Here is a 12,630-nt window from a genome sequence, read left to right as displayed (position 1 = left end):
TTCTATGGTTCAGGAACAATCATTAGAAATTGAGCATATTGATGATGTGGATACGCAAAAGAATAAATATTTAACATTCATACTTGAAGATGAGACATACGGTATTGACATCGGATATGTAACAGAAATCATTGGTATACAACCGATTACTGTGGTTCCAGACATGCCTAAATACATTAGAGGCATTATCAATATCCGGGGAAGAATTATTCCAGTAATGGATATGCGGTTGCGCTTTCAGCGGAAGTGGAAACCATATACAGAACGAACTTGTGTAATCATAATAGATATTGATGATATTACAATAGGATTTATCGTAGATGAAGTATCTGAAGTCATGGTCATACCCGAAGAGGATATTATGCCGCCGCCGGATTTAGGGGAAGGCTCCGAGAAATATATTAAAGCAATTGGAAGAGTTGGCAATCAAGTAAAGATGATTCTAGATTGTGAGAAACTCACTACGGGTGAATAATATGGAAAACGGTATAGTTAATCACATGAAACCAAATAAAGATGCTATCCTTGATAACCTAGGGGACGGAGTTATTGCCGTTAATAGGCAAGGGATAATTACATATATTAACATAAGTGCGGTAGCACTAACAGGATGGGAACAAGAAAATGCTCTGGGGAAGGATTTTGATATCGTATTCTCCCTTGTTCATGCTCAAACAGGAGAACCAATGCCTAGCCCACTGTTAAAACTGTTTCAGGAAGGAATGCATCAAACGGGTCTTCAAAGAAACACAGTATTGGAAACAAAACATTCCCTGCCAATCTATATAGCTGCCAATTGTACTAAGATTCTTGATGAACTGGGTCAGATAACAGGAGCATCGATTGTTTTTCGTGATGTTAGTCAGCGAGTAACACAATCTATTGAAAATGCAAACCGTTTAAACTGGGAGAAAGAATCGTGTTTGAAAATGCTAGATACTTTACCAGTTATGGTATGGCTAGCGGATAATAAGGGTAGTAGTGATTATATGAATCAGAGCTTTCTCGATTTTATTGGCCTTAAAACAGGAGCTACCGTAGTCGAGATGTGGGCAAAGATTCATCCAGAGGATTTTGATGCTTACTATACTCTGTACTCCCAATCATTTGAAAAGCAAGAGTCCTATGAAATTGAAATGCGTTTACTACGGGCAGATGGGCAATACCGCTATGTTGTTAACACTGGAGCCCCTTATTATGATATAGACAATCAATTTTCAGGATATATAGGGGCCATCCTTGATATAACATCGAGGAAAATGGCTGAAGCGTCTTTGAAGCAAGCAAAGAAGGATGCTGAGGCTGCAAACCATGCAAAAAGTGAATTTCTAGCAAATATGAGCCATGAGATACGTACGCCTCTTAATGGAATTGTCGGAATGATAGATTTGACTCTTAGAACAGAGCTTGACCAGGAGCAACAAGAGAACATGATAACGGCAAAAAAATGTGTTGACTCACTGCTAACAATAATCAACAACATTCTGGATTATTCAAAGCTAGAAGCTACGAAAATGGAACTTAACAAAAAAGATTTTAACCTCAAAGAAATGATAGCAGAAATGAAGAAGATCCATCTCCTACACGCTGAGGAAAAGGAGTTAAATATTAGTTTTTCTATCAGTAAAGATATACCTGAGTATCTAATTGGGGATAGGTTACGAATCATGCAAATACTGAACAATCTAATTAGCAATGCACTCAAATTTACAGAGCATGGAAGTATCAATGTTAAGGTTCAACTAGCACATAAAAATGCTACTGACTTATATATAAGATTTTCCGTCGCAGACACAGGTATAGGCATATCCAGCGAAGATTTGAAGAAGTTATTCAATAGCTTTACCCAGGTAGATAGCTCATTTACCAAAAAATATGGGGGTACTGGTTTAGGACTGACAATAAGTAAAGAACTAACTGAACTTATGGGTGGCGAGCTTGATGTAATTAGTGAAGAAGGGCGAGGAAGTGAATTTGCCTTGACCGTACCATTGCAAATAGGTAAATCACCAAAGCTAAATAGTGAAGCAACTCAAGTAGTCTATTCAACGAAGGAAAAGCTTGAGCAAGCCCATATACTTATTGTAGAAGATGCGAAAGTTAATCAGATGGTCATTACAAAGATGGTAGAAAAATTAGGTTATTCATACGATTTAGCTGAAAATGGGCAAGAAGCAGTTGAACTGCATGATAATAACCATTATGACTTAATTCTCATGGATATTCAGATGCCAATATTGAATGGTATCGAAGCCACTAAGATCATTCGAGAGCGGGAAGGAGAAAATAATCACACACCAATTATTGCTTTGACAGCCTTTGCACTTCACGGTGATCGCGAAAAATTCCTAGCATATGGAATGAATGAATACGTTTCTAAACCCTTTGATAAAGCTAAACTAGCAGAACTAATAGCAAACTTTATTAGGAAATATAGAGCGTATAATCAGAAAGAGCACAAGAATATTACTGCTGGTTTTTCGGACAAAGTGACTATCGACGAACACGGTGAGATAGTATTTGAAAAACAGGATGCTTCTCCCGTGGTATCAAAAGCACATTTGTTAGAAATGGTTAAAGATTTAAACAAAGCCTTTGCTGCAAAATCTTTTACGTTAATTGAGAAGGCTGCACATTCACTTAAAAACTTGCTCGAACAAATGCAACTAGACGAGCTAAAAAGATTGGCTTTTAAAATTGAGCTTGCTGCAAGAAGAGAAAATATAGAACAAGCAAAAGATAACAAACAAGCACTTTTAAATGGACTGCAAGTACAGCTAAAGGAGTGAGAAAATGTTAAAGATTTTAGTTGCAGAGGATGATATGGTAAGCAGAAAGTTTTTGCACAAAATACTATCTGAATATGGAGAGTGTGACTTAGTAGTAGATGGTCTTGAGGCGATTGAAGCCTATATGATGTCTATGAAATATAAAGAGCCCTATGATTTGATTTGCTTAGATATTATGATGCCTAAGGTAGATGGGGTAAAAGTTCTAAAGACAATACGAGACCTAGAAAAGCAGCATTACATCACCGAGGACCAGCAAGTGAAAATCATCATGACAACAGCCTTAGGTGAGACTGATATGGTACAACAAGCATTTGATTTAGGTTCAAACGCATACGCTTCAAAACCAATAAACACAGAAAAGCTAATCGAGGTGATGTGCAAGCTTAAATTGATTTAAAAATACCGATTCCAACAAGATGACTATAACTTTGACGAAAAATATTTCGAAAAGTTTTAGGAGGGAGTTCAAATGGAAAAAGGAACAACGGCTACACAATTTGTAACCTTTCAAATTGGCGATGAAGAATATGGGGTAAGTATTATGCTAGTCCAAGAAATCATTCGTCACCAAAAGCTTACAAAAGTCTTTAATGCCAATCATGCCATTAGAGGAGTAATTAATTTCAGGGGTAATGTAATACCTGTGGTTGATATGCGCCGAAAGTTTCAATTAGAAGAAATCGACTATGACAACCACACCGTCGTAATTGTGTTAGAAGTAAACAAAAAGACAATGGGTATTATCGTCGAACGTGTATCAGATATTGTGAATTTTACAGAGGATATCTTACAGGATATTGATCAAGAATTTGCTGGTGATGTCATGACGTCGCATATAAGAGCTATGGCGAAATATGATAATCGAATTATCATGCTACTTGATCCTGATAAGATTATGAGTTTCGAAGAGTACAATAAAATTAAAAAATCAAACGATGTCCTACAAGAGGCAAATTAGACACCGATAAAAAAGAAGGAGGGTTTATATGTCTGGAAGATTCAAACTAAATATAGGAACGAAATTACTAGGCGCTTTTATAGTTATTTTTATTATGATTATTGCAATGGGTGGAGCAGTTTATTATTTTATGGAAATGCAGCAACAAGCACAAATTAACGCGTTAGAAACAATGGAAGATTTTATTTTCTTTGTAGAGCGAGAAGTTGATCATCTTAACTGGGTTAATGGATTGGCTAATATGTTTGTAACTGGTGAGGAGTTTACGGGCCAGCTTGACCATAGGAAATGTGCTTTAGGAGAATGGTATTATGCAGTCGTAGAAACAGAAGCATTTCAATTACTACCAGCAGATTTTCGACGGACATTTGTCCAATTAGAAGAGCCGCATCGCTATTTACATAATACAGCAATTGAGATTTTAGATGTGATAGAAGCAGATGCTGAAAATGGCATATCTAGAGCTATTGAAATTTATGAAACAGAAACAAGACAACATATGGCAGAGGTTAGAAGAGTCATTACTGAGCTAAATAGTTTATTGGAAATTCAAACATCAGACAATCTTGCGCTAGCAGACCAGCAGGCAAGTAGGACTATACAGGTGCTTATTTATGTCACAATTGCTGTAATTGTTTTTGGTGTTGTAATTGCTATATTCTTAACGAAGGCAATAACTAATCCGATTAAAAATGTAGTTGACTCACTACGGGAAATGGCCGAAAGTGGTGGAGATCTTACCCGTCGAATTGAAGTGAAATCGAAGGATGAAGTTGGGGATTTAGCTTATTGGTTTAATGCTTTCGTTGGCAAACTACAAGGAATTATTAAAAATGTTCGTACTTCGACGGACATCGTTAATAACGGCTCGATGGAAATTGCATCAGGCAACCAAGATTTGTCACAGAGAACAGAAGAGCAAGCATCAGCGCTTGAGGAAGTTGCGTCAACGATAGAAGAAATAAATTCTTCAATGGAAGCTTCTTCATCTAATGCAGTAGAAGCTGATAATCTATCAAAACGCACTTTGGAAACTGTGAGAAATGGAGAACAAGTCGTTAATAATCTTCAAGAATCTATGACTGAAATCACCAAGGGGAGCCGAGAAATATCAGAAATTATTTCTACTGTAAATGATATTGCCTTCCAAACAAACCTACTTGCATTAAATGCTGCTGTTGAAGCTGCACGAGCTGGCGAGCAAGGTAGAGGATTTGCTGTTGTTGCAGCAGAGGTACGAAATCTAGCAGGTAGAGCAGCTGAATCTGCAAAAGAAATAGAAAGGCTAATAAAGAGTAGTATTGAACGGGTTGATAGAGGAAATGAACAAATGGAAGACACACAAAAAGTCTTACACGCTATTGTCGATAATACTCGCAAGACAACAGACGTGGTTGGAGAGATATCTGCATCCCTTAAGGAACAGACAGTGGCAGCTTCAGATATACGCCGAGCCATTGATGAGCTAAACCAAGTTACACAACAAAACGCATCATTAGTTGAAGAGATAGCAAGTTCAAGTGAGAACATGAGTAGCGAATCAATGGAACTAGCTAGGCTAGTAAGCGTGTTTAAGGTAGATAACGATAGCCAGCCTGTAATGGCTCAGCAACGGTCGCAACAGGTAAAAACAGCTACGAAGAAGTTGCCAGCAGTAGGAACGCCTAAGCAGAAAAAAGACCAATACCAAGAAAATGACTTTGACTTTGACGAAAAAGATTTTGAGAAGTTCTAAAATAGTAGAGAGCACCTAGATATCAACTGTCTAGGTGCCTTTCTTGTACTATCAGTGGTAATAATTTATAATGTCGGTAGTATACGGTGATTTCACTGAAACATCTATTAAGAAGGGATGGGTTGGCAATGAACAGCGCTTGGGAAGATTATTATAAGATATTACAAGTTCATTTCTTAGCTGAGCCAGAAATGATTAATAATGCTTATAGGAAGCTCTCAAAAAAATACCACCCAGACCTTAATAAATCCTATAACGCAGAATCGAAAATGAAAGAAATCATCCGAGCTTATGAAATACTTAGTGATCCGACTCGACGTCAGCAATATTTTATGAAATGGGTAGAAAAAAATAGTAGACTACATAGCTCAAGTTACCAAAATAATAATAGATGTTACCACAGCAACGTAGAACGTGAGCAAATTAAAGGTGTATTGCTAGATTATCTCCATTGCATTTCTAAGAAAGAATACCATACGGCCTTCGATATGTTATCAGAGAGGGATCAGCAATATATAGCCAAACAAGATTTTATCAAATGGCAGCAGCTAGTCTCGGAGGTCTATGAGCTTTTAAGATACGACTGCGAAGTGCAGGATATCTATCGTGGACTTAATATGAATAATAGCACCTATGAAATGGTAGCTGATTTAGAAGTCAAGGTAATTGAGAAAAACCATATCATGGGCCGTAAAGAGAAGGACGAGCTATCAAAGAATATCGTATATGAAAATAACGACTGGAGTGTCTATCTTGGGCGGAACGACCTCACAGCTATAATTAATAGATTTAAAGAATTAGCTAGTCTAAAAAAGCGTAATCGCACCTATATGTTTAAGGCAAAAAGAAATCTATTTTTAGAAGAAATACCAGGGGTAATTAATAAACGCGCATTCGTTGAGCGGGCGCGGCTAGAGCAAATTCGCTATAATCGTTATGGTAATGTTTTTTCCGTAGTTGTCTGTGAAGTGATACGACGGAAATCTGATGATAATGCTATAATAGTCAGAAAGAAGAACGATGAAGATGAGATTTACAAGCAAATTGGTATTGTCATTGCTGACAATCTAAGGCATCTCGACTGCATTAGCCGTTGGAACGGTAATGGATACATAATATTATTACCAGAGACAGAGGGTTCAGCAGCAATTAAAGCTGTAGATAAAATCAACAAAAAAATCGATGAGCTCTTTGCTTGTTCACAGGAATTCAGAAACAACTATACAATGAAGTTTAGCATCGCCGAACAGACTTATCGTACCTTTAAAGAGCTATATCAATCATTAGCAAAAAAATAAATGCATAAACAAAGAAATAAATACAAACACAGGTGAGACTATGGAGCGTTTGAGTGGCATAGTAGAGAGAATTACATACCAAAACGAGGAAAACGGTTTTTGTGTGCTCAAAATTCGCTCGAAGGGGCATGTAGACTTAGTAACTGTAGTCGGGAATCTAGCGTCCGTGAATGTCGGTGCAGTTATTCAGCTTCGTGGACTATGGAAAATGGATAGCAAATTTGGCAAGCAATTCGCTTGTCAGGACTATGAAGAGACCGTACCAGCAACAATTGCTGGCATTGAGAAATATCTAGGCAGTGGACTTATCAAGGGTATAGGACCTGTATATGCCCGTAAGATTGTGAAACATTTTAAAGAAGACACTTTACGCATGATTGAAGAACAGCCTGATGACCTTATCCATGTAGAAGGGATTGGTCAGAAGCGAGTTAATATGATTAAGAAGGCGTGGGTGGAACAGAAGGAAATCAAAAACGTCATGTTATTTCTACAAAGTAACGGCGTATCTACAGCCTATGCAGTAAAGATTTACAAAACATACGGTAACGATGCCATTGATATCGTTACAACCAATCCCTATCGACTGGCGGATGATATATGGGGCATCGGCTTTAAGACAGCCGATCGCATTGCTCAACAAATGGGTTATGCCAAAGACTCCTTTGAACGCTGTCGTTCAGGGATTGTTTATGTTCTTAATGAACTATCCAATGATGGTCATTGCTTTGCAACTAGAGAGCAGTTACTAGAGAAGTCACAGGAAATATTAGAGGTAGAAAGACAACGAATTAACGAAACCCTAGAGCAAATCGTAATTGATAGGACAGTCATTCTAGAAAAATCCACTGCAACAGATAACATCATGCCACTGGAGTTATTAAATAGCACTGAGCATACTGAGGATGCTATATTTCTGCCATCCCTATACTACAGTGAAGTTGGCACGGCGAGGCGAATTAAGGAAATTAGCAAAACACCGAGCCGCTACCAGGACAGAGAAGTTAGCACAATCATTTCTAATATCGAAAATGAACATCAGATTCGTTACGACGAAGTACAAAGACAAGCAATTCAGACGGCGATTCAGTCGAAATTTATGGTGCTTACAGGTGGGCCAGGGACGGGAAAAACAACAACTACACTTGCAATTATCAAAGCCTTTGAAAACCTTGGTGGCAAAGTATTATTAGCAGCTCCTACAGGTAGGGCAGCCAAGCGTATGACGGAGACAACAGGCATGGAAGCTAAAACCATCCACCGCCTATTAGAATTTAAGCCAACGGAAGGCTATAAAAAGAACGAGCAGGATCAACTTGAATGTGACATATTGATTGTTGATGAGACATCTATGGTAGATGTTGTCCTTATGTTTAATCTATTAAAAGCCGTTGCTAACGAAACGGTAGTTATCCTCGTAGGTGATGTTGATCAGCTACCGTCCGTGGGACCAGGGAATGTTCTGAAGGACATAATTGTCTCTGAAACGGTGAACGTGGTAAAGCTAACGAGGATTTTCCGACAAGCCCAGGGTAGCGATATTATTATGAATGCCCATCGCATCAATAATGGAGAAATTCCGAGATTGAAGACGGGACATGATAGCGATTTTTTCTTTATTGAGGAGGAAGATCCTGTTCGTATTGCTCACACTATTAAAGGCTTGTGCACCAAGCGCCTACCAAGCTATTATCAGATAGATCCAATAAACGACATTCAGGTATTGTGTCCAATGCAGCGAGGAGATACTGGGGCTGTCAATCTTAATATCGTATTACAGCAGGCACTGAACCCATCTACTGTCTCCATTTCCTATGGAAGTACAACCTACCGTTTGGGAGACAAGGTCATGCAGATTAAGAACAACTACGATAAGAATGTTTTTAATGGAGATATAGGCACCATTACTCATGTAGACCGTGAAGAGCGCACTTTAACTATTACTTTTGACAATATTCCAGTAGAATATGATGTAACAGAGCTTGACGAAGTAATGCTTTCATACGCGACGACAGTTCATAAAAGTCAGGGTAGTGAATATCGTATAGTTATAGCACCATTTACCATGCAACATTATATGATGCTACAACGGAACCTTATATACACTTGTATCACCAGGGCCAAAAAGGTAATCATATTAGTCGGCACAAAAAAAGCCATTAGTATGGCCGTTAGAAACAACAAAACAACAAACAGAAATACAAGGCTTACCGACCGACTACAAGACAACAATAATGACTGCTAGTTAAGTTAGCGACAAATTGAGTTATGTTATTAATGAAGCAGACAATAGGAAATAGGTGATTGAATGACAACATTTGCATTGATTCTCGGTGGAGTAGGTTTGTTTCTCTTAGGGATGAACCTTATGACTGAAGGGTTAAAAGCTCTTGCTGGAGAATCGTTAAAAAACATGCTAAGTAAATTTACCGGTGGGACATATCGTTCCATAATGACCGGGGCAACTATGACTGCAATTATTCAATCATCAAGTGCCACTACCTTTATGACTATTGGATTTGTCAGTGCGGGATTACTTACATTCAGTCAGTCTGTGGGAGTTATCATTGGAGCGAATCTAGGAGGTACGAGTACAGGTTGGATTGTTTCTGTAATTGGATTTAAAATTAATATGAGTGCTATTGCCTTGCCAGTTATTGGTGTTGGAATTTTGATGAAATTACTATCGAGTAACCGCTTAGGGCCACACGGATATGCTTTAGCGGGCTTTGGCCTTATTTTCCTTGGAATTGCAGTTTTACAGGATGGTATGGCTGATTTTACTACCTATATCGATCTAACACGCTTTGCAGGAGATCAATGGTGGGTGATTCCGATACTGCTGATTATTGGGATTGTGATGACAGTCGTTATGCAATCATCATCTGCAGCTGTAGTTACCACTTTAGCAGCTCTACATACAGGAGTTATTGATTTCAATCAAGCGGCAGTGCTAGTAATTGGTCAGAATGTTGGGACGACTATTAAGGCAATTATAGCTACTATTGGTGGTACAATTGCTGCAAAACAAACCGCAATGGCGCATATCACCTTCAATTTACTAACAGGCTTATTAGCTGTCGTATTTTTACCATGGCTAATTCAATTTGTGTTTTTCATTAGTTCTATTTTCCAAATCGCCGATTTAGCTGTAATTCTTGCGCTTTTCCACACCGTATTTAATGTAATTGGTGTATTAATTATTGTTGCCATCTTACCGTGGTTTGCCAAAGTAGTTAAATGGGTCTACCCAGACGAGAAGGATACAGACAACTATAGCCGTTACCTTGATGATAGCGTAGCGGAAGTTGGTCCTGTAGCAATTGAGGCAGCACGCCGTGCTCTTTTAAGGCTATGGGGTGACATTGTTGACTTATCATTATCAACTGTAGCGAAGGATAGCTCGAAAGCTTTAACAATGGATAGTAGACATAAGAAATTAGATAAACTAAATCAAGCACTTGCGGAAATAAGGATGTTCTTACTGAAAACAAGTGAAAACATGCAGCGCCATTCCAAACAAGAATATAAGGCTCACGTAGCATTAGTCCATGCTGTTGACCATATAGATAGACTTATTTATCTGCTGAAGGAAGACTATAATCCGCAGAAAATAACTGAAATTCAGCTAATAGACAACATAGTAGACAAACTACGAACTACTTACGAGAGTATAAAGCTAGATAGCGAGAATTTAGTCATAGAAGATGAATGCTTAAAGCAATTGGAAATAGAGTCTAAATCTATAGCAGAGCTTCGCAAGCAAGGTAGAAAAGAAATATATAAATCAACTGCGAAGGGCGCAGAGTTTCCAATAGATTCCGCGATTGTCATAGTACAGACGATACATTGGCTAGATCGCTTAGCCTATCATCTATGGAGATCTGCGAACCACTTAACGATAATTGGATTAAATGAAAGTGATAAGTTGGATTCGCATGAAAGTGATAAGTCGGACTCAAAAGAAAGCTCCGAAGACATTGACGAATAAGAAGGAATTTAACATGACACAAAAAACATTAATTATAGCAGAGAAGCCAAGCGTCGCAAGGGATATTGCAAAAGCAATTATAAATGGTAAAAGCACTTCGAAGGACGGCTATATAGAAGGTGGAAAACATATTATTTCCTGGGCAATTGGACATCTAGTAACATTGTGTGATCCAGAGGATTACGATGTGAAGCTCAAACGCTGGAATATGGGACATCTACCAATTTGCCCTGAATCCTTCCGACTCAAGCCAGTAAAGACTACAAAAAAACAACTTGAAATCGTTAAGCATCTTATGCAACGACCAGATGTGGACGAGCTTGTATGTGCTACAGACGCTGGACGTGAGGGTGAGCTGATTTTTCGCTATATTTATCACTTAGCAAAATGCAATAAGCCTTTTAAACGACTTTGGATTAGCTCGATGACAGAAGAAGCAATTAAGAAAGGATTTGCACAGCTTAAACCTGGTACGGACTATGACCCATTATATGAATCAGCGAGGTGTCGTAGTGAAGCTGATTGGCTGATAGGAATTAATGGCACGAGGGCTTACACGACTAAGAACAACACGATTTATAGCGTCGGTAGAGTGCAGACCCCAACCCTTGCCATGCTTGTAGAGCGAGATCGGCAAATTGAAAATTTTACACCTGAAGATTATTGGGAAGTAAAGAGTATATATGAAGATTTTCAAGGAACATGGATTGACCTGTCCTTAAAAGAGAACAGCACAAAAATAAGCTCAAAAGATGAAGCAGAGAAAATCGCTAACCTAGTCAAAGGAACAACAGGAAAAGTTACAGAACTAAAGAAGGAGAAGAAAAAGCAACCACCTCCACTGCTTTATGACTTAACAGAACTACAGCGTGATGGGAACAAATATTTTGGGTATACGGCAAAACAAACCCTAGACATCGCCCAAGCGCTCTATGAAAAACATAAGCTGATAACATATCCTCGTACCGATAGTCGCTATCTGTCAACGGATATGAAGCCAGCGGTTAAAGATACTATTCAAAAGTTAAAGCAAAGCACCTACAATGAGTGGATTGAACCAATAACAGGCACGATGAAATTTACAGCAAGAATCATCAACGACAAAAAGGTCACAGACCATCATGCCTGTATTCCGACACCGCGTATACCAAATCTACAGCGGCTTAACGATAAAGAAAAGAATATATACGAATTAGTTGCGAAGCGATTAATCTCTGTATTCTATCCACCCCATGTATTTGAGACAACCACTGTATTAGTAGAAACAGAAAGCCATACCTTCCAATCAAAGGGTAAAGTAATAGTAGATGCTGGTTGGAAGCATGTGTACAATAAATCAGTAGAAAAGAAAAACTCTGATAGTGAGCAGCAGCTCCCAGCACTTAAGAAAGGTAACGCAGTACAGTTTGTAGATACAGAAATATTAACAAAGCAAACACAACCGCCTAAACCTTATACTGAAAGCACACTACTGAGTGCCATGGAGAATGCTGGAAGACAGGTGGAAGACGAAGAATTAAAGGAGCAATTAAAAGACAGTGGCTTAGGTACACCTGCCACACGAGCATCTATCATCGAACGCTTAATCCAAGTAGGTTATGTAGAGCGTAACAAGAAATCTCTGCAACCAACTGCTAAAGGAATTGCGATTATAGAGGCAGTCCCACAGGAACTACAATCTCCAGAAATGACAGGTAAGTGGGAGCGAGCATTAAACAAAATGGCCAAGGGCAACTTCTCCTCGGAGCGCTTTATGGAAAGCATCAATCGCTTCGCAGCCTACATCGTCCAAGAAGCCAAAAAGAGCAAACCAATAAAGTAAACCAATAAAGTAAAACAATAAAGTAAAACACAAG

General features: G+C 38.6%; 9 protein-coding genes. All 9 read left to right on the top strand.

Annotated features, from left to right (window positions below):
- Positions 1-4 precede the first annotated feature (4 nt).
- The 9 genes from BHF68_RS10475 (at position 5) to BHF68_RS10435 (ending at position 12,596) form a co-directional block, all read left to right on the top strand.
- The gene (locus tag BHF68_RS10475; protein WP_069643597.1) at positions 5-475 is read left to right on the top strand and encodes a chemotaxis protein CheW; all 471 of its coding nucleotides are present in this window, start codon (positions 5-7) and stop codon (positions 473-475) included.
- A gap of 1 nt (position 476) precedes the next feature.
- Positions 477-2,789, top strand: a complete 2,313-nt coding sequence (locus BHF68_RS10470; RefSeq protein ID WP_084019372.1) for an ATP-binding protein — start codon at positions 477-479, stop codon at positions 2,787-2,789.
- A 4-nt stretch (positions 2,790-2,793) separates the two neighbouring features.
- On the top strand, positions 2,794-3,189 hold the full coding sequence (locus tag BHF68_RS10465) for a response regulator (RefSeq protein WP_069643596.1): 396 nt from the start codon (positions 2,794-2,796) through the stop codon (positions 3,187-3,189).
- 72 nt (positions 3,190-3,261) lie between these two features.
- Positions 3,262-3,750 carry a chemotaxis protein CheW gene (locus BHF68_RS10460; RefSeq protein WP_069643595.1) on the top strand — a complete coding sequence of 163 codons (489 nt, stop codon included), beginning with the start codon at positions 3,262-3,264 and terminating at the stop codon, positions 3,748-3,750.
- Between the two features lie 28 nt (positions 3,751-3,778).
- Positions 3,779-5,485, top strand: a complete 1,707-nt coding sequence (locus tag BHF68_RS10455) for a methyl-accepting chemotaxis protein (protein ID WP_069643594.1) — start codon at positions 3,779-3,781, stop codon at positions 5,483-5,485.
- 128 nt (positions 5,486-5,613) lie between these two features.
- The gene (locus tag BHF68_RS10450; protein WP_069643593.1) at positions 5,614-6,783 is read left to right on the top strand and encodes a DnaJ domain-containing protein; all 1,170 of its coding nucleotides are present in this window, start codon (positions 5,614-5,616) and stop codon (positions 6,781-6,783) included.
- 40 nt (positions 6,784-6,823) lie between these two features.
- Complete coding sequence (gene recD2, locus BHF68_RS10445; protein WP_069643592.1) at positions 6,824-9,028, top strand: SF1B family DNA helicase RecD2; 2,205 nt, start codon at positions 6,824-6,826, stop codon at positions 9,026-9,028.
- A gap of 63 nt (positions 9,029-9,091) precedes the next feature.
- Positions 9,092-10,774, top strand: coding sequence for a Na/Pi cotransporter family protein (locus BHF68_RS10440; protein WP_069643591.1), 1,683 nt, complete (start codon positions 9,092-9,094; stop codon positions 10,772-10,774).
- A gap of 13 nt (positions 10,775-10,787) precedes the next feature.
- Positions 10,788-12,596 (top strand): DNA topoisomerase III, encoded by a 1,809-nt coding sequence (locus BHF68_RS10435; RefSeq protein ID WP_069643590.1) that lies wholly within the window; start codon positions 10,788-10,790, stop codon positions 12,594-12,596.
- Positions 12,597-12,630: the final 34 nt, after the last annotated feature.

This window comes from Desulfuribacillus alkaliarsenatis, assembly GCF_001730225.1.
Lineage (GTDB): Bacteria > Bacillota > Bacilli > Desulfuribacillales > Desulfuribacillaceae > Desulfuribacillus > Desulfuribacillus alkaliarsenatis.
The sequence above is the reverse complement of the archived record's forward strand: the minus strand, read 5'-3'. Positions and strand labels throughout refer to the sequence as shown.

What these genes read in the sequence shown, in the direction of transcription:
- BHF68_RS10475 (WP_069643597.1), top strand. Translation starts at nt 5, where the DNA reads ATGGTTCAGGAACAATCATTAGAAATTGAGCATATTGATGATGTGGAT.
- BHF68_RS10470 (WP_084019372.1), top strand. Translation starts at nt 477, where the DNA reads ATGGAAAACGGTATAGTTAATCACATGAAACCAAATAAAGATGCTATC.
- BHF68_RS10465 (WP_069643596.1), top strand. Translation starts at nt 2,794, where the DNA reads ATGTTAAAGATTTTAGTTGCAGAGGATGATATGGTAAGCAGAAAGTTT.
- BHF68_RS10460 (WP_069643595.1), top strand. Translation starts at nt 3,262, where the DNA reads ATGGAAAAAGGAACAACGGCTACACAATTTGTAACCTTTCAAATTGGC.
- BHF68_RS10455 (WP_069643594.1), top strand. Translation starts at nt 3,779, where the DNA reads ATGTCTGGAAGATTCAAACTAAATATAGGAACGAAATTACTAGGCGCT.
- BHF68_RS10450 (WP_069643593.1), top strand. Translation starts at nt 5,614, where the DNA reads ATGAACAGCGCTTGGGAAGATTATTATAAGATATTACAAGTTCATTTC.
- recD2 (WP_069643592.1), top strand. Translation starts at nt 6,824, where the DNA reads ATGGAGCGTTTGAGTGGCATAGTAGAGAGAATTACATACCAAAACGAG.
- BHF68_RS10440 (WP_069643591.1), top strand. Translation starts at nt 9,092, where the DNA reads ATGACAACATTTGCATTGATTCTCGGTGGAGTAGGTTTGTTTCTCTTA.
- BHF68_RS10435 (WP_069643590.1), top strand. Translation starts at nt 10,788, where the DNA reads ATGACACAAAAAACATTAATTATAGCAGAGAAGCCAAGCGTCGCAAGG.